The organism is Psychrobacter glaciei (assembly GCF_014652895.1).
Lineage (GTDB): Bacteria > Pseudomonadota > Gammaproteobacteria > Pseudomonadales > Moraxellaceae > Psychrobacter > Psychrobacter glaciei.
In genome coordinates this window covers 335,434-355,228 of record NZ_BMZR01000001.1, presented here as the reverse complement: position 1 = coordinate 355,228, position 19,795 = coordinate 335,434, and the positions used below count along the sequence as shown (strand labels likewise).

Genomic DNA, 19,795 nt, shown 5'->3' with positions numbered 1-19,795 from the left:
CTATTTCAGGATGCGCTAAGCCATTGCTAGCGATCCAACGTATTTATACGAAAAACGGCTCAACCAATATCAATGACTTTATCCCAAGCAAAGGCTAATGCTGTACTACTCACCTCATTTGGATAAGCGCGTGGATTGACAATCACTCGGGTATTACCAATACGATAGTCAAATGCTTCGTGCGTATGTCCATGCACCCACAGCGTAGGCGCCCAAGTTTCATGCATCCAGCCAGATAAATCACTGACGAACGCTGCATTACTAGGTAGGCTAGCATACTTCTCAGACACTGATAATGCACTGATGCTATGATGACTCATCACTATCGTTTTTTTGCCCAGTGTTTTCGCGGTTATCAAGGCTTGTTGTAACCATTGACGCTGCTCAGCATGCAATTGCATAGACAGCTCAGGTGAGAATAGCTGATCACCAGCATATATTTGCGTATAGTCCCGCATAAAGCGTTTAGCAGCGACCATAGTGTCCTCATTCGCTTGGTACTGATAATCAGTCCACAGCGTACACCCTAAGATGCGTACTTCTCCGATGTCAATATGCTGACACTGAAGCACGCGCATGCCTTTGGCTAAGGTTTCATCGTAATTATCCCATGTTGCCAATTTCTGATCGAAATTTAGCACATCTTCTTTGAAGTACTCATGATTTCCCGCGATGGTAATAAGCGGTACCTGTAAACGTGCAGCTTGCTCTTGTAGCCACGGCATGCCGCTATCACTATTAGCGGTGTCACCAGCGACCAATACAATGTCTGCATCGGTCTTAGGAATATGCCCCATCGGATGCAATTGCCGGGCATAGCTGTCAATGTGTAAGTCACTTAATATCTGTAATTTCATATTATCCAACATCATTTAGTGGCGTTATTATTAAAAATCTAATTAGCGATAAACGCTCATAATAGTAATATTCATATTTAGTTAGATGAACATTTTTGATATGGCCATTATATTTTAGAAAGGTTGTAAGCATAAATTTAAGTAGTGTAGCAGCTTTTCCTTGTCCATCAAAAAGTAAAAAGACAGCCATTTAGGCTGTCTTTTTTCTTGATATCTATTCAAACTCAAATACTTTGAAGTATCTTTTGTAGTTTAGCGGTAGGATTTTGTGCTTGGGTAATAGAGCGTCCAATGACCAGATAATCAGAACCCTCCATCAATGCTTGACTCGGCGTACAGATACGTTTTTGATCATCCGCACTGTCCTCAGCGAGTCGGATGCCAGGCGTGACCAGCTTAAAGTCTTTACCACATAAAGCCTTAAGCACTTTTGCTTCTTGGGCAGAACACACCACACCATCTAGACCAGCTTGCTTGGTCAATTGTGCTAGGCGGCTGACTTGCGCATCTAAACCGTCTGTGATGCCCGTTTGCATCAATGCTTGATTGTCCATAGAAGTCAGCACAGTGACGGCAATCAACAAGGTCTCAAAACCATTATCTAGTAAACGCTGCTTGGCCAATGACATCGCCTCTAAGCCCGCGCTTGCATGGACATTAACCATCCATACGCCAAGCTCAGCTGCCGCCAATACTGCTTGAGCCGTGGTATTGGGAATATCGTGGAACTTTAAGTCCAAGAACACCTCAAAGTCACGCTGATGCAATGCCTTGACGATATCAGGGCCACAACGAGTAAATAGCTCTTTACCCACTTTTAATCGACATAACGTTGGGTCTAATTGATCAGCTAGCGCCAAGGATGCATCCAAAGTCATGTTATCTAAAGCAACGATGACTGGAGAGTTAGTTATATTATTCATGGTTTTGCCATATATCAGAGTTATCAAAGCATTATATTTTTAAAATTAGCCGCGCCACCATTATCAAGCCGCTTAGTCTCGCTTATGCTTAATCAAAGTAGAACCTTCATCTATATTAACTGCTGTATCTTGAGTCTGGGTCGCCGTTGTCCCGTAGACCGCATCTTCTACTGTTGGTGCATTTGCTTGACGATCAATAACGACATTGGCTTGGGTCAATTGCTCTTGCAAATGATTGTTGGCCTTGTTAAGGCGTGAGATTTCCCACTTATTTTGTAAGACGCGGAAAATAAGCAATGCTAGCAAAATACCGATAATTATACCGAGTATTAAACAGAGTATCAGCAGCAGCCCCAAATTCATCGTCGGTGCTTGTGAGAACAGCAAGTTTACGCCAACCTCAGTATTATTTGCTAATACCAAACCAAGCGAATAAGCAAAGCTTAAAAACAGTAATACAAACAGTAAAAAGCGCATGAAAGATACCTCGGTTTTGAATGGAGCTAACAGTTTAAAGATAGCATTCTAGAGTGCATCATCAATTAACACATCTATGACCAATACTAATTATTTGCTACTTTATCATTTACGGCTTCACGTAGTGCTTTACCCGGCTTAAAATGCGGAATAGCTTTGGCAGGTACGGGCACGCTTTCCCCTGTTTTTGGGTTGCGCCCCATACGAGCGCGGCGATGATGTAGACAAAAACTACCAAACCCACGAACCTCTACCCGACCATCATTGGCTAAAGTATGGGTCATCAAATTTAATATTTCACGTACTGCATCATCTACAACTGTGTCAGTTATATTTTCACAATTCGCACTCAAATTACTAATAAATTCGGATTTGTTAATCGCTTGCTGCATTATGACGCTTGCCCTGTTGATTAATGGATAAAATGACGGTGAGTCAAAATCTGGTTTTTACGATGACTATTTATAGCATTATACTGAATTAACTTAGAAACATCTAAAGTCACAACTGCTTCTATAAGCCGATATTATTTATATAAAACTAAATCCGACTGATATATTGTTACTCAATGTTGCAAATGATAGCGGATATTAGGATAAATGGGAATAAGAGTTTGTCTGTTTGAGCAAAAACTTCCATTACTGATCACGTTATACAAATTTAATCATAAAAAAAAGCGACCGGAGTCGCTTTTTTTACATTACTTTTATATCAATAGCTTAGCAACTTACTGCATTTGTTCTTTGATCAAGTCACCAATTGTTTTTGGCTGTGCATCAGTTCCTGGAGCAGCAGTCGTGCTAGTGCTACCAAGATCTTTAATCGCTTGACGCTCTTCAGCTTCGTCTTTCGCTTTGATAGACAAGTTGATGTTGCGTGTTTTACGATCAACACTGATGATTTTAGCTTCAACATCATCACCAACCGTTAGATGCTTAGTCGCATCTTCAACGCGGTCACGTTGAATCTCAGAGGCACGTAGATAAGCTTCTACTTCGTCAGCAAGTTCGATAGTAGCACCTTTAGCGTCTACTTCTTTCACTTTACCATTAACGATAGCACCACGGTCATTGTTGACTAGGTATTCGTTGAATGGATCAGAGCTTAACTGCTTAACGCCTAGGCTGATACGGTTAGCTTCTGCATCTACAGACAATACCATTGCTTCAACGGTGTCGCCTTTATTGTAGTTACGGATAGCATCTTCGCCAGTTTCGTTCCAAGAGATATCAGATAGATGAACCAGACCATCAATACCACCGTCTAGACCGATAAAGATACCGAAGTCAGTGATTGATTTGATCGTACCAGTGATTTTATCACCGCGCTCATGTTTCTTATCAAACTCATCCCATGGATTGGCTAGAGTCTGTTTGATACCTAAGCTGATACGACGACGTTCTTCATCGATATCAAGAATCATTACTTCAACTTCATCGCCCACTTGAACTACTTTTGATGGGTGGATGTTTTTGTTGGTATGATCCATCTCTGACACGTGTACTAGACCTTCGATGCCTTCAGAAATCTCAGCAAAACAACCATAATCAGTTAGGTTAGTAACGCGTGCTTTAACAACGCTACCCACTGGGTATGTGCCGCCAACGTTATCCCAAGGATCAGTACCAAGTTGTTTTAGACCTAGGCTAACGCGATTGCGCTCACGGTCAAACTTCAATACTTTAACTTTTAGGTCTTGACCAACTTCAACCACCTCAGATGGGTGCTTGATACGGCGCCATGCCATGTCAGTGATGTGCAATAGACCATCGATACCACCTAGGTCAACGAATGCACCGTAATCAGTAAGGTTCTTAACGATACCTTCGATCTCGATACCTTCTTCAAGCTTGTTCAATAGCTCTTCGCGCTCAGCTGAGTTTTCAGCTTCCATAACTGCACGGCGGCTAACCACAACGTTGTTGCGTTTTTGATCAAGTTTGATGACTTTGAATTCTAGCTCTTTGCCTTCAAGATGCGTGGTATCACGGATAGGACGTACATCTACCAATGAACCTGGCAAAAACGCGCGTACTGAACCGATATCTACGGTAAAGCCGCCTTTAACTTTGCTAGAAATAATACCTTTAACGATCTCATCATTGTCAGAGATTTTCTCAAGGAAATTCCAAGTCTCAACGCGTTTGGCTTTTTCGCGTGACAGTAAGGTTTGACCCATACCGTTATCAACCGCTTCAACCACAACATCGACACTATCGCCAACTTCAACTTCAAGTTCGCCTTCTTCGCTTAAAAACTCTTCACGAGCGACGATACCTTCAGACTTAAGACCAGTATCTACTGTAATCCAATCACTATCGATGGCTACAACAGTACCTGTGATAACCGAGCCACGCTCGATATCAAGACCTGTTTCTTCGATGCTCGCTTCAAATAGTTCAGCAAATGATTCCATTATGTCTACCTTTGTATAGCCGTATCCTGTCCAGCACAGTACGGATCAAATTTATGACTATATAAAACGGAATACTGGTTTTATATCCTACATAGTCATATAAAAAAACGTTTGTTGCTAATAAGCGCATTATTCATAAACACAATGTTTATAGAGCTCATTAGCAACAACTGTCTTGTGTTATTAAAACGACAACGTTGTTCTAATCACTGCTTATCCGACATACTATAATTTTATACTAAAATCAAAGATATAGGAAACTATTTAGTGCTCAATATGTTGTTTCTATTAGCTATTAAAGCAGACACCCTGATTCTGGCAGTGTTTTTTTATCTGCTCATAAACCGCATTTGCATCTAGCATCGAGCTATCCAATACTAAGGCATCGTCTGCTGGCTTTGATGGTGCTGTCGTACGATTTTCATCACGATCATCACGGGCTTTAATCGTCGTTAATATTTCCTCAAAATCTGCTACTTGTCCCGCTTCCATTAGCTGTGTGACACGGCGCTTGGCACGTGCTTCCGCGCTGGCAGTCAAAAATACTTTAACGTCAGCATTTGGGAACACCACCGTACCCATATCACGACCATCAGCCACTAGGCCTGAACGGGTTGCCATGTCTTGTTGTAGCGTTAGCAAGGCATTACGAACCTTTGGATAGACAGCCACTTGTGAGGCGTAACCACCAATTGTTTCGTTACGTACTTGCTCACCCACTGCTTCGTCATTCACGATGATATCGACACGGCCTGACTCATTGTTAGGCACAAAAGCAATGTCTAAGCTTTGTGTCAACTGCAATACAGCCATCTCATCAATCACTTTACTAGCATCGGCAGTAATCAATCCTGCTTCAAACGCCTTTAGACCAACGATGCGATATAAAGCGCCTGAATCTAACAGCTGATAACCCAATGCTTGTGCCAGACGCCAAGTTACTGTGCCTTTGCCTGCGCCACTTGGACCGTCAATACAAATAACAGGATAACGCACTGGCTGCGCTTGGCTATTATCATTAGTAGGTGTAGAGACGGTCATAGGACTCACTTATCACTTAATAGTAGGCACTGCTTATATGGCTGCTTTTATATTAAAAAGCACATTAGCTAGAATGCTACTTATGCAACAGTAACAACGCAATATTTACTTAATTATCAACTGCTTGTTAGACTACTAACTTATTAGCAATCAAATAGGGCGATATTATAGCAAAAAAACCACGTTATCACTAGCCACAAGACTGATATCTTGTTGAATGTCTGTTTTAGGGTCTGCTGAACATTCAAATGTGGCACTGGCAGTGGCTATTTTGTAGACAATACGCAGTGAAATTTTTGACGCCTAGTCATTCTAGGTTAGACAATTTAGCCATGTATTGGCAAAAATAGCCCTGCCCTGAAAGGCTGATGCTAAAACCACCCCAAACGTTGTTGTAAACCTAGCTAAGGTCTCGACATTATCGTCGGTTTACGCCTAGTTTGGGAAGATTTTAGCGATCAGCAGTCCTAATATTTTATATGTTCAACAGACCCTAATTGTTAATGACAGTGTTTTTACTTTTTTTGGCTGCGCGGCGACGTTCACGAAAAAAATGCTTTAGCATCTGACTACTATGCTCACGGCATAAACCTTTATCAACTTGAATAATATGATTATAAAAAGGCTGCATGGCTAAGTTCATTTGACTGCCTACCATCCCCGCTCGAGGTTCGCTCGCTGCATAGACCAGTCTACCCACACGGCCATGAATGAGTGCGCCAACACACATCGTACAGGGCTCTAAAGTCACGTACAAAGTTGTCTGTAATGGCAGGCGGTAGTTTTCTAAACGCGCGCACGCATCCCTTAGTGCAACTATCTCAGCATGAGCAGTCGCGTCATGGCGTCCAATTGGCTCATTGAAGCCTTGTCCGATGATCTGCTGATTGTGTACCAACACTGCGCCTACTGGCACTTCTCCGAGTGCAGCCCCTTGTTTAGCCAGTAGCAATGCTTTTTGCATCCATTTAACGTCTTGCAGCGACCAAAATGTACTGCTTGCAAGTGGCATTTCTACTTCAATAGCGGCCAATTGGCTAGGTATTAACGGATGAGAGTGTAAATTTATCATTAGATTATTTGTTATCTATTGTGGTAATTGCCAGTCAATTGGTGTTTGTCCATACTGTACCAAGTAATCATTGGTTTTAGAAAATGGCTTGGAACCAAAAAATCCACCACGATTGGCAGCCAATGGTGAAGGATGCACAGCCGTTAAGATTAAATGTTTTTCAGTATCGATATACTTACCTTTTTTCTGTGCTTTACTGCCCCACAATATAAATATCGTGTGCTCCGTTTGTTCATTGACCACATCAATCACGGCATCGGTAAACTGCTCCCAACCTTTATTTTGATGGCTATTCGGCTCACCTTCTCGCACTGTTAATGAGCTGTTCAAGAGTAAAACCCCTTGCTGCGCCCAATACGTTAAATCACCATGCGCTGAGTAACTGGTGCCGATATCATTGGCCATTTCTTTGAGTAAGTTATTAAGTGACGGCGGCTTGGGAATCGCTTTGGGCACAGAAAAAGATAGCCCCATTGCCTGACCTGGACGATGATAAGGGTCTTGTCCCAAGATAACGACTTTAACCTTCGATAAAGGGGTTAGGTTAAAGGCATTGAACATCAGCGGTGCAGGTGGATAAACACTCTCATCTGATTGGTACGCTTCCTTTAAAAAAGCTCGTAGGTTATCCATATTATCAGAGGTTAATTCATCTGCTAGTGCCGTTTTCCAGTCTGCTGGTAAACGTACATTGTCTAAAATCGCTTGCCTTTGCTCTGGGGTCTTCGTCGGCTGTTCGTCAAACAGTTCCATGGTACATCCTTATTATATTTGTTATGAATAATTACTTCGCAACTATAGTTAAAATATCCTAGAAACGCGATGGTATTGCTGATATTAATTTTTTGTAGCCTCTGTCTGCGCAAGCACAGCACAGCAAGAAAAATTGGTATCAGCAGTGCGTGATGTATCGATATTACTTTTCACTGACTATAGCGTGGTTTAAAAGTTGATGGTAACAAAAAACGATATGAGGTTTGTTGATAAATTATAGCAATAAAAAAACGGCTACCACAGAGATATGGTAGCCGTTTTTATAAAGCTAATGTAAAACCGTTTAGCTGGCCAATGATTCAGAGTCTGAGCGCGGCTCATGGGTCTCAACGACTGTTAAGATAATCCGACTATTCGCTGAACCTTTATCCGATACCTTATCCAGTTTCATAGTAGCGCCATCTTGCTCATCGCCCGCTTCAGGCTCTAAGGTAAGATGAACAACCCCACCGTTAACCAAATCTCCAAACAAAATCATACTTGCCAATGGTTTTTTGATTTCGTCTTGAATCAGACGCTGCATCGGACGCGCACCCATCAAACGGTCATATCCTTTTACAGCCAAGTAATCACGTACTTCATCATCAATCTCTAGCGTGACTTGCTTATCATCAAGCTGTACTTGTAGCTCGACCAAGAATTTATCGACCACTGACACCACCACTGATGTATCTAGTGAATTGAACTGAATGGTTGCATCTAAGCGGTTGCGGAATTCAGGGGTGAAAACACGTTTAAGCGATTCTGTATTATCACGGCTATGATCTTGCTGGGTAAAGCCCATCGAAGAGCGACTAATACTATCAGCACCCACGTTGGTGGTCATAATGACAATCACTTGCTTAAAGATAGCGACACGACCGTTATTATCCGTCAACGTACCATGATCCATCACTTGTAATAACAAGTTGAATACATCAGGATGCGCTTTTTCAATCTCATCAAGCAATAAAACACAATGCGGATGCTGATTGATTTTTTCAGTAAGCAGTCCACCTTGATCAAAACCGACATAGCCGGGAGGCGCACCAATCAGACGTGATGCGGTATGGGCTTCCATATATTCTGACATATCGAAGCGCACCAATTCTACGCCTAATAATTTTGCCAACTGACGCGATACTTCTGTCTTACCAACCCCTGTCGGACCGGCAAACATAAATGAACCAATTGGCTTATCTGGCGCTTTTAGACCCGCACGAGACAATTTAATGGCATCTGCCAAGGTCTCAATCGCTTCGTCTTGACCAAATACTAAATGCTTAAGATCACGATCTAAATGCTCAAGAATACTCTTATCATCACTTGATACCGACTTGGGCGGAATACGCGCAAGCTTGGCCACGATAGCTTCAATGTCTGCCACATCGATTTTCATCGGTGGTTTTTTCTTAGCTTTCGTCGCTTTTGACTCATTAGATGATTTAGCACGATCATTGGCTTTTGCAGTATTGGCTTCATCCTGCATTTCATTATCGTCGTCATCACCGGTTACGTCATTATGAATATCGCTCTCAAGACCTTCAACATCGGCATCAATCTGCGCATCGAAGTCTTGCTCCAAATCAGCAATGAAGCTTTCTTCTGCTTCGATATCATCGGTATCCGGAATCACGCCTAAACGCTTATAAGCACCAGCTTCATCGATAACATCAATTGCCTTATCAGGTAAAAAGCGCTCGTGAATATGCTTGGCCGATAACTGTACAGCGGTGACCAATGCTTCATCTGTATATTCAACGTTGTGAAACTCTTCGTAACGCGGTTTGAGACCCCGTAAAATATCGATACTGTCATCGACACTTGGCTCTTTCACATCAATTTTTTGAAAACGACGCGAGAGTGCATGGTCTTTTTCAAACACCTGACGATACTCAGTAAAAGTCGTTGAACCAATACAACGCAACTCACCGTTGGCAAGTGCCGGTTTGATTAGGTTAGACACATCCATGTTGCTACTCATTGAAGAGCCTGCACCAATAATCATGTGAATCTCATCGATAAACAAGATGGCATTAGGCTTTTTCTTCATTGCATCAAGGAGCGATTTCATACGTTTTTCAAAATCACCACGGTACTTAGTACCGGCGATGAGCGAACCAATATCTAAGCTATAAATCACACAGCCGTTAAGTGGCTTTGGTGCTTTATCATTGATAATTAACCATGCCAAACCTTCAGCGATAGACGTTTTACCAACCCCTGGCTCACCAACCAACAATGGGTTATTTTTGCGGCGACGACAGAGTACTTGAGCAGCACGCTCAATCTCAGAAGTACGTCCAATTAATGGATCGGTTTTACCTTCTGCCGCACGCTGGTTTAGGTTAGTAGCGAACTCAACCAACGGATCTTTGCTGGTTTTTTCAGAAGCACTACGACGTTCTCCAGTCGTAGAAGCACGAGGCTCTGATGGCTCATCTTTATCTTGACCATGTGATAAATACTGGGTCAGCTCAAGACGACTGATACCTTGTTTTTTGAGTAAATAAACAGCGTAAGTATCGTGCTCGGAAAACATAGATACCAAGATATCTGAGCCTTCGACCAAACGACCACCACCAATAGACTGCACATGAAAAATAGCACGTTGCAGGATGCGATCAAAGCTTTGGGTTGGCTGTGGTGATTGCTCCGTTTCTGCATCTACCGTTGGCGTATGCTTATTGATATAAGCCTCGAGCTCGGTACGTAGCGTTGAAACATTTGCATTGCACGCCGTTAATGTGTTGGCAGCATGCGTGTTCTCTAACAGTGCCAACAATAAATGTTCAACAGTGAGATACTCATGCGATTTTTGGCGCGCAAGTGTCATTGCTAAACGCAAAGAAACTTCAAGATGACGACTTAACATAAGGACTTCCTACGGTTGTACCTATCTTATAAATTGATAGCTTTATGAATGAGTTAGGTAGTAAATCAGGGCGATAGATGTATTGTTCAAGGGCAATGTTAGTGTTATTAAGAGACACGACCAAACGATGATTGAAGTGTACCGTGTATCATTTAGTGAGTGTTTCGACCTATCTAGCAATGATTGTGATAATTCATATTCGCTTTTCTTTATCTCAACATGATACTCAAACATAGTCAATCTATTAACGCATACTAAAATGTATCTAAGCATACTTTGTGAGGGGATGTTGGAGACGAGAAAGTCAGAAAATAACGAATTACACAAATGAGAAGTTGAGAATAAAAAAGATCTTATAAAAATAAGGGCGTAAATAATCAGGGTATTAGGAACATAGCGAAATGCTAAAAAACTGAGCGCAAGACATCCATTTATCACACGACGTTATGTTTAGTATATAAGGCTATTTGAGATAAAAATCAAGATCAAAGCAGAAAGAAGACTGATTACCTAGGAGAGGTATGAGGGCTGATTTGCGGTGAAGTAATAGTAGAACTGCCTAGTAAGAAGGCTTTTAAAAAATATTACGGGTATATACTCTTGGAAGTGGCAGTATTAAATAGCTGATTAAATAATATCAAACAAGGTGAAAAGCTACGAAAAAATAAAACCGTTGTGGCGGCTATTCACCCTGATGTGGTTCAATTTGAGTCAATAAAGGATAGCCTTCGCGATGAGCCAAACTGTTTACCTTTTTGGCTTTGGTTTCAGCGATATCTTTGGGATAGATACCAGCAATACCTTTACTGCTGTTGTGAATCGTCAACATCACTTCAACGGCAGAATCAACACTGTGGCGAAATTCCGACTGTAAAACATAGACGACAAATTCCATCGGCGTGTAATTGTCATTATACATCACGACCGCATACATCGGCGGCTTTGCCACTTCTGGCTCGGCCACGAGCACGTCTGCTTGTGGCGACGTCTCATCCTCTGGCGCACTGTCTTGAGCACGCTGTGCAGGTATGTTAGGAAAATGCCAATCGAAAACGGTTGGCCTAGCTTGTAGAGTCATAGGTTTTATCATAATAAAAATATAATTATAAGGTAAATTCTAAATAAAAAGGAGGTTATACAGAGAGGCTATTTGGTGCACAATTGGCATGTAACAAAGCACCTTTGCTTCCACTTAGCTGCTATCAGTAGCCATCATGTTTAACTAGCTTTGGCTCATACCATCAAATTTCAAGTGATTATTGATATTTGAGTAATAATCAAGGTTCAATAGGACTTTCATCGACTTCTGGCAAGTCTAAAAGGGAGAGCGGCATATTGTCGACCCTATCGCCAAGCCTCCAATCATACAGCTGTTCTTTTTGTTGCCCACCAGCTCTTAAAGTCAGTTTAGCCTGTAAAGGCTTAAAGCCTGATGGCATCATGAAGCGACCACGAATACGTACAATACCTTTGATCGAATAACTGGCAGGATCTAGTGGTACTTCCACAAAGTCATCATTGTCAATTAATGTCAAAATTGGCGTTAAACGTTTGGCAGTGCCATCTTTGCTCAGCATACCGACATCAAAACCATACTCGAAAGCGTTCTCGGGTAACGGCTTAATATTGGCGCCAATTATCTGTAATGGCATGCCACCATTATCACTAATCACCTCAGTATAAAGCTCATTAAGCTGGGCAACTTGTTTGTTTTCAATGGTTAATTCTTTTTGTGTGGCGCGTAACTCTTCTAAATTCGTCAAACTTATCGCCAGCTCTTGCTTAGCAGTGGCGGCTTCACTCGTGGCAATCTTATTGCTAACACGTAGATCTTTCAGCTCGTTAGTTGCCTCAGTGCTGTTGATAATCGCTTGTTTGGTCTCAGTTTGCATCGCATGAAAGCCGCGCTGATAGCCAAGCTTGTGACCAAATACCAACCCAACGATAGCTGTCGCTAATATGGCCACGACAAAAAGCGCCAGTACCAGTGTCGAAGCACCTGTTTGGCTCGCACTGAGACTGTTCCGACTATCGATAGTGCCATTACTGACTTGTAAAGAATGTCGGCTACGCTCCAATTTATATGAAATAGCGTCTTGGCACGATAGACGTGCTGGCTGTGAGCAAAAGCGTAGTACAATCTTAACACGCATTTAGACAGTATCTCTTAACAGTAAGGGCAGGTTATTATAGCGGAATTTATAATCAATACCTAGCACCATCAATATGAACGATGTGACAATAAAAAAATGAGGTAACTTAATAGGTTATGTTTGATCCCTCGACCATGACAGTGCTTATTTATGAACGTTCAACACGCCCTAATATTAAGGAACAATAGGCGCGAAATTCAATCCCAGTGATTCATCAAGACCAAACATTACATTCATATTTTGTACCGCCTGCCCTGCCGCGCCTTTTACTAAGTTATCTTGCACCACGATAACCGTCAGTTCAGCACGGTCATTGTCTTGATGTACCGCAATCCGCAGACGGTTGCTGGCACGTACACTGCGCGTATCAGGATAAATACCCTTTGGCATGACATCAATAAACAACTCTGACGCATAGCACTCTTCAAATACTTGTTGCCAATCGATAGCCGCGCCTTCCTCAGTCATCTCCATATGGATAGAACTTAACATGCCACGAATCATTGGCACTAAATGCGGTAAAAAGCGAATGCGATGGCTAAACTGACTGTCTAATAGCTGCGCAACTCCTTGCTCAATCTCTGGCAAATGGCGATGACCTGCAACGCTATAAGTTTTGAAATTGTCTGTCGTTTCCGCATAATTAAGCGCCAAACTTGCCTGACGTCCCGCCCCTGAAACACCAGATTTGGCATCAATAACAATACGTGCATCGATCAAGCGTGCTGCTTGCTTGTTTTGCTCGTCAATAATGGGTTTTAGTCCCAAAATAGCCGTGGTTGGATAACAGCCAGGGTTCCCTACTACTAAGGCGTTTGCAAGCTTGTGGCGATTGACTTCAGGTAGACCATAAACAGCTGTCTTCAATAACTCAGGGCAGGCATGCGACTGTTGATACCAATGCTCAAACTCTGTCAAAGACTGGAGACGAAAATCAGCCGCTAGATCGATGACTCGCACACCTGCTTGAGTCAACGCTTCCGCTTGCTTCATCGCGACACCGTGTGGCGTGGCAAAAAATACCACATCACATTTTTGCAACGTTGCAAGTGTATCATCACCCAAGTCACTAAAGACGATGTCTGAGATACCGCGTAAGCTTGGGAATATCTCATCAGCACGTGTACCAGCTTCGCTACGTGACGTTAGCAAATCAATAGAAACTTCAGGATGAGCGGATAGTAAGCGAATCAGCTCAATACCTGTATATCCTGTGCCACCGACGATTGCTGCTGAAATCATAAGATATCCCCTTTTACTCAATAATGTAATTGCTAGCTATCGCTATAGCTGGATTTTAACTTTATAAGTCAAATTTATCATAGCATTTAAATACCCCAGTGGCTAAATAGCAGAGTAGTTAAATAAAACGGTGATTAAATAAAACAGTGACTAGATTTTATAATCATGCACGGCATCGATAAACGCTTTGGCATTATCAGGGTTGACCCACTGCGTAATACCATGACCTAAATTCGCCACGTAGCCGGTTTTTTCGCCGTTAGCATAGGCATCATCAAGCATTAATTTTACTTCTGAGCGGATGGTTTCAGGAGAACCATACAAGGTTGCTGGGTCCAAATTACCTTGAAGCGCTTTGCTAGCTTGTAGTTTTTTATGCTGCTTAGTCAATTGACGCTGACTCTCAGTCAATGCCTGACGCGCACGATCAAGCGGCATCGTCCAATCTAGACCTAAGGCATCCGCTTCACTATCCGCTTGGATATCTAGCCATAGTCCGCCGCCCTTGGTGAATAATACCACTGGTATATCAGGGTGACGCACTTTTAGCTCAGCGACGATGCGCTTATTATAAGCGTGTGAAAAATCGATAAACTGACGATGACCAAGCGCACCGCCCCAGCTATCAAAAATCTGTAGTACCTGAGCACCAGCAACGACTTGCGCGTCTAAATAGTCAATAACAGACGTAGCAAGCTTATCTAATAATTGATGCAAAAAAGCAGGATTGCTATACAAAAAGCCTTTGGTATAACGATAATCCTTTGAGCTACCGCCTTCAATCATATAAGTCGCTAGTGTCCACGGGCTGCCAGAAAAGCCAAACAAGGGGACTTGGCCATTAAGCGCTTTGCGAATACTTGTCACCGCACGCATGACATAATCAAGAGAGTCATTCACATCAAGCACAGGCAATCTATCTAAATCAGCTTGCGTACGAATAGGGTGTTTAAACTTCGGCCCTTCTCCAGCTTCAAAATACAAACCCAATCCCATAGCATCAGGAATGGTCAGAATATCACTGAATAAAATAGCGGCGTCCAAATCATAACGACGTAAGGGCTGCAAAGTGACTTCAGTTGCGCGGTCAGTATCTCGGCACAAGCTCATAAAATCACCTGCTTCAGCGCGGGTGGCTTTGTACTCTGGTAAATAACGACCTGCTTGACGCATCATCCACACTGGGGTGGTATCTATCGTCTCAAAACGAAATGCGCGTAGCAATCTGTCGTTTTTTAAAGGGGCAAATTCTTGCTGAAGCGAGTTGCTATGGTCTGAAGCACTCATGTACAAATCTCCAAAGCAGCACGGTATTCATTGTTACTATTTTCAATGAATACCGTGCTGGATAAAATAAGTTGAATATAAAGGATATAAAACGCGTTGCACGTTGGATAATCAAGCTTTCATTCAAAGACACATTTTAGTCAACGCTGTCTTTCAATCCAAAAACGTCTCGTATCATTAAGTAATACTGGTTCTTAGATTTTTGAGTGCTCGTTACTTCTAAATACTGATAAATACCTAAATAAATACTGATAAATGCCTACATGTTGACAGTTTTCAAACGTTGATAAGTCATGCTATGACGTATATAAGCTATCAACCGACACATCACTATGACTCATCAGAACCTGCAAACAGGCCATATCCAAATTATATAGTTGGTTCAATATAATTTGGATATAAGAAAGTGGAGCGAAAGTGCTATAAAAAGTGCTATAAATAGTAGACTAAGCAAGGCTGACACCGTATCCAATTTATATAGGATTGACTATACCGTCAATGCTAAGTTGTCACGATGTACCATGACAACGCGCTCTTCATTACTACCGAAAATTTTATCAAAGCTTTCGGTACGCTCACGAGCCACACGTCGCGCATCATGCGATGAAAAATTCACTTGCCCGACGGCTATACGTTCGTTTGTATCTTGATCAATAATCTCTACCACATCGCCTTCGTCAAAACCGCCGCGCACTTCTACGACCCCAACTGGCAGCAAGCTTCTATTGTGTTCAGTCAGCGCTCTAGCTGCACCAGCATCGACAATCAAGCTACCTGACATGCGCAGATGCGCTGCAAGCCATTGTTTGCGAGCAATGATTTTGTCTTCTTCGTTGGTAGTCAGTAATGTACCCACTGCCTCACCTGAAACGACACGAGTGATAACATCATCAATAGCACCGCTCACGATAACGGTTGGACACCCACCCATCGCTGCAAGACGACCAGCACGGATTTTGGTCAACATACCACCGCGTCCGAGCTTGCCACCATCCCCTGCGATATCAAACAAGTAATCAGCCATCGCCCGCTCTTGACGAATCATTTTGGCATCAGGGTTGTCACGTGGGTTATCAGTAAACACACCGTCTTGATCGGTTAGGATAATATACAAGTCAGCATTGACCATCGCTGCTGCCATTGCACCTAACGTGTCATTATCACCAAATTTGATCTCATCAATAGTGATGGTATCGTTTTCATTAATGACAGGTAGTACGCGCCATTCTAGTAATTGCGTCAGCGCACCCGTCGTATTAAGGTAACGGCTACGGTTGGACAAATCATCATGAGTCAGTAGTAACTGTGAGCTTTGAATACCATGTTGGATCAATGCTGACCACCACGTCTCAATCAGACCCATTTGGCCAATAGAAGCGCAGGCCTGTAGTGCAGCTAGTTTCTTAGGGCGCTCCTCAAGGTTCATACGTACCACACCTTCAGCAACGGCACCTGACGATACCAGTAGCACCTCCACACCTTTTTTGTGCAGCTTAGCAATCTGTTTTGCCCACTCATATATGGCAGTACGATCTAGCCCTCGACCGTTATTGGTTAATAACGATGAACCAATCTTGACAATAACGCGCTGAATATCAAAGTTGCGAGTTTGCTTAATAAACCTTGCCTCTTCGGTCGTGTTTTCTATGTCACCTGCCATATAAACTCCTGTTTCTTTTATGGATTAATTACGGGGGTTAATTTAAAAATCAGCTCAAACGAAATAACTTAGGGAACGTATACGACTTCAACACCATCGTCATCGTCATCCAGTTCGTCTTCGTTGACTAAGTCTGTGCCTTCACGCGCCGCTTTGCGAGCCGCACGATATGCTTCACGCTGGGCTTCAGTATTGAGACGCACTTCTGCTTCTAAACGCTCAAAACGCGCTTTTTGTGCTTCAGCGAAGATAGGATCTTCTAGTTCACGCTCACGCTCACGCTCAATCTCATTCATTAAATGATATTTAACTGCATCAGTCCCTTCGCCCATTAAAGTTGACGTGCGAAATACATCGCCTGTCCACTCAAGCTCGGCGACAATATGAGTACAAAGCTCATCTAACTCTTCGTCAGGCACCTGATCAATTTTGTTTAATATCAAAATCTGGGGCAAGTTGGATAACTCAGGCGAAAAACGCTCAAGTTCATTCAAGATAACACAAGCGTTGGCTACCGGATCGCTGCCATCAATTGGCTTTACATCAACCACATGTAACAGACGACGAGTACGAGCCACATGTTTTAAGAAACGAATGCCAAGTCCAGCACCTTCTGAAGCACCTTCGATCAAACCTGGAATATCTGCCATCACAAATGAGCGATGACGACCGATATCAACCACACCTAGATTCGGAACGAGAGTGGTAAACGGATAGTCAGCAACTTTTGGTCTAGCAGCAGAGACTTGACGAATAAAGGTAGATTTACCAGCATTAGGCAAACCAATCAAGCCAACATCAGCCACAACTTTTAGCTCAAATTTAAGAACTTTTAACTCACCTTCAAAACCAGACGTAGCCTTACGTGGTGCTTGGTTGGTCGAGCTTTTGAAATGGGTATTACCCAAACCACCATCGCCACCTTTGGCAATCAGTAACGTCTGATCAAGTTCAACCAAGTCACCCAACACTTCGTCAGTTTCGGTATCAACTACTGTGGTACCGATAGGTACTGGTAAAAACAAATCATCGGAGCCCTTGCCTGAACAGTTTCTACTGTGGCCATTCTCTGCTCGCATAGCATCGTGACGACGGGTGTAACGATAGTCCACTAGGGTGTTGGTGTTATCCTCTGCAATGACGTAAATATCTCCGCCCTTGCCACCATCTCCACCATCAGGTCCACCACGTGGGACATACTTTTCTCGGCGAAAACTGGCGATTCCGTTACCACCGTCACCTGCTTTTACCGTTACGACGGCTTCATCAATAAATCGCATCTTACGTTCCTTAATTTACCATCCAGTTTATCAACTGGTTACAGTCAGCGACTGTATTTTAGGGTATAGCTATGTGTTTGTGTGGTTATAAAAACCAATAATTTTAAAAACTAATTTAAAAAATATTTGCGACCCGTGTGTGAAGCCGCCCTTGGTAGTCATTATGACAATAACACCCGATAACCAATCGGACTATCGGGTGCTTAAGTACTGCATCTAAAAACTAGCGCATCTAAAAACCGACGAATCTATACGGATTGCAAGGTACTACCGCATAAATGATATCACCTTAGACTTTTTATGCTGGAATCTGAGTGTAGCTGATTCCAGCCATTTGCGTCGCCAAACGCAATACTTGCGTACTATAGCCGACTTCATTGTCATACCAAATGTAAACAATGGCATGATTATCCGTCAAAATAGTTGCTTGAGCATCGATGATACCTACATGAGTCGTGCCAACAAAATCCGTTGATACAGCTTCTGTAGAGTCAGTATAAGCAATTTGCGACTGCCAAGTGCTGCTGTTAGCCATCTTGCGCAAAAATTCATTTAACGCATCAGCGCTTTTTGGTGCTGTTTTAAGGTTCAGATTCAAAATAGCTAAACTGACATTCGGCGTTGGTACACGGATAGCATTACCCGTTAATTTACCACTTAGTTCTGGCAATGCTTTGCCAACTGCTTTTGCTGCGCCAGTGCTGGTAATCACCATGTTCATAACTGCACTGCGACCACGGCGATCTGCTTTGTGATAATTATCGACTAAGTTTTGATCATTGGTGAATGAATGGATGGTCTCTACGTGACCGTTTTCGATGCCATACTCATCGTTCAATACATTAAGCGTTGGGGTAATAGCATTGGTCGTACAGCTAGCAGCACTCACGATCGTATCGTCGCCAATAGTATTATTATTCACACCATAAACGACGTTTTTAATATCACCACCAGCAGGTGCAGTTAACAGAACTTTTTTCACACCAGTAGATTGTAGATGCTTGCCAAGGCCTGCTTCATCTTTCCAGATACCTGTATTATCGATGACCAAAGCGTTGTCGATACCATAAGCATTGTAATCGATTTCACTAGGGTCTTTAGCATAAATCACTTGCACAAAACGACCGTTGATAACCATGCCGTTATTGTCATCATCGATACTAATGCCACCCAAAAATCTACCATGAATCGAGTCACGCTCAAGCAATGAAATACGCTTAGCCAAATCACCAGCAGCAGCTGGACGTACAACGATGGCTTTTAGTTGCAAACCTTTTGCGCTTGACGCTTGTGACAGTAACAAACGGGTCAAAATACGACCAATACGGCCAAAACCATACAATACAACATCCGTCGCGCCATTGACGGCACCTGCATTATTGACAGATTTTAGTGCAGCTTGTACGTCAGTGTCATTAGCAATCAATTGACCAACATCAATACGAGCAGCTTGAATGTCTTTGCTCTCTGCGATGACTTTTACCATTGCTAACGTGTCAGCGATATCAATAGACTTAGCACCATGGTCGCGCAGTGCTACTTTTTGGTGTAGTGCTAATATCTGACCAACTGAGGTAGTACCTAGCGTTTCGCCGAACAATGTTACTTGTACATCTTGCTCATTATAGAGCTTATTCAATAGCCCCATAAGCTCGATCGCTTGTTGCTCTTGGTTGTTGTAATTGCTCAAGTGCTCTTGATGTAGTTGGCGTAAGGTATCAGCATTGCTCACGAGAAACATCCTTATGATCAGTAAAGT

General features: G+C 42.7%; 16 protein-coding genes. All 16 read right to left on the bottom strand.

Translation table 11 applies throughout. The annotated features are described in order from the left end of the window. Positions 1-59: 59 nt before the first annotated feature. Positions 60-857 carry a metallophosphoesterase gene (locus IE130_RS01590; RefSeq protein WP_227676098.1) on the bottom strand — a complete coding sequence of 266 codons (798 nt, stop codon included), beginning with the start codon at positions 855-857 and terminating at the stop codon, positions 60-62. 224 nt (positions 858-1,081) lie between these two features. After that, the gene (pyrF, locus tag IE130_RS01585) at positions 1,082-1,780 is read right to left on the bottom strand and encodes an orotidine-5'-phosphate decarboxylase (RefSeq protein ID WP_189580696.1); all 699 of its coding nucleotides are present in this window, start codon (positions 1,778-1,780) and stop codon (positions 1,082-1,084) included. 72 nt (positions 1,781-1,852) lie between these two features. Further along, entirely contained in the window at positions 1,853-2,257 is a 405-nt protein-coding gene (locus tag IE130_RS01580) for a lipopolysaccharide assembly protein LapA domain-containing protein (RefSeq protein ID WP_189580692.1), read from the bottom strand. 86 nt (positions 2,258-2,343) lie between these two features. Further along, a complete protein-coding gene (locus tag IE130_RS01575) occupies positions 2,344-2,649 on the bottom strand; it encodes an integration host factor subunit beta (RefSeq protein WP_010200120.1) in 306 nt (101 codons plus the stop codon). A 335-nt stretch (positions 2,650-2,984) separates the two neighbouring features. Beyond that, a complete protein-coding gene (rpsA, locus tag IE130_RS01570; RefSeq protein WP_189580689.1) occupies positions 2,985-4,673 on the bottom strand; it encodes a 30S ribosomal protein S1 in 1,689 nt (562 codons plus the stop codon). 288 nt (positions 4,674-4,961) lie between these two features. Continuing rightward, positions 4,962-5,714: a (d)CMP kinase gene (gene cmk, locus IE130_RS01565; RefSeq protein ID WP_189580686.1), complete on the bottom strand. Its 753-nt coding sequence runs from the start codon at positions 5,712-5,714 to the stop codon at positions 4,962-4,964. A gap of 493 nt (positions 5,715-6,207) precedes the next feature. Beyond that, entirely contained in the window at positions 6,208-6,726 is a 519-nt protein-coding gene (gene tadA / locus IE130_RS01560) for a tRNA adenosine(34) deaminase TadA (protein WP_189582460.1), read from the bottom strand. A gap of 75 nt (positions 6,727-6,801) precedes the next feature. After that, complete coding sequence (locus tag IE130_RS01555; protein WP_189580683.1) at positions 6,802-7,539, bottom strand: uracil-DNA glycosylase; 738 nt, start codon at positions 7,537-7,539, stop codon at positions 6,802-6,804. Positions 7,540-7,843: 304 nt separating this feature from the next. Beyond that, positions 7,844-10,414: an AAA family ATPase gene (locus tag IE130_RS01550; protein WP_189580680.1), complete on the bottom strand. Its 2,571-nt coding sequence runs from the start codon at positions 10,412-10,414 to the stop codon at positions 7,844-7,846. A gap of 682 nt (positions 10,415-11,096) precedes the next feature. Beyond that, on the bottom strand, positions 11,097-11,492 hold the full coding sequence (locus tag IE130_RS01545) for an ATP-dependent Clp protease adaptor ClpS (RefSeq protein WP_010200136.1): 396 nt from the start codon (positions 11,490-11,492) through the stop codon (positions 11,097-11,099). A gap of 199 nt (positions 11,493-11,691) precedes the next feature. Further along, positions 11,692-12,567 (bottom strand): hypothetical protein, encoded by an 876-nt coding sequence (locus IE130_RS01540; RefSeq protein ID WP_189580677.1) that lies wholly within the window; start codon positions 12,565-12,567, stop codon positions 11,692-11,694. A 174-nt stretch (positions 12,568-12,741) separates the two neighbouring features. Next, the gene (gene argC / locus IE130_RS01535) at positions 12,742-13,809 is read right to left on the bottom strand and encodes an N-acetyl-gamma-glutamyl-phosphate reductase (RefSeq protein WP_189580674.1); all 1,068 of its coding nucleotides are present in this window, start codon (positions 13,807-13,809) and stop codon (positions 12,742-12,744) included. 150 nt (positions 13,810-13,959) lie between these two features. Continuing rightward, the gene (hemE, locus tag IE130_RS01530) at positions 13,960-15,096 is read right to left on the bottom strand and encodes a uroporphyrinogen decarboxylase (RefSeq protein ID WP_189580672.1); all 1,137 of its coding nucleotides are present in this window, start codon (positions 15,094-15,096) and stop codon (positions 13,960-13,962) included. Between the two features lie 487 nt (positions 15,097-15,583). Beyond that, a complete protein-coding gene (proB, locus tag IE130_RS01525; RefSeq protein WP_189580669.1) occupies positions 15,584-16,756 on the bottom strand; it encodes a glutamate 5-kinase in 1,173 nt (390 codons plus the stop codon). Between the two features lie 68 nt (positions 16,757-16,824). Beyond that, positions 16,825-18,036: an Obg family GTPase CgtA gene (cgtA, locus tag IE130_RS01520; RefSeq protein ID WP_010200157.1), complete on the bottom strand. Its 1,212-nt coding sequence runs from the start codon at positions 18,034-18,036 to the stop codon at positions 16,825-16,827. 298 nt (positions 18,037-18,334) lie between these two features. Beyond that, entirely contained in the window at positions 18,335-19,777 is a 1,443-nt protein-coding gene (locus tag IE130_RS01515) for a glyceraldehyde-3-phosphate dehydrogenase (RefSeq protein WP_189580666.1), read from the bottom strand. Between the last annotated feature and the right edge of the window lie 18 nt (positions 19,778-19,795).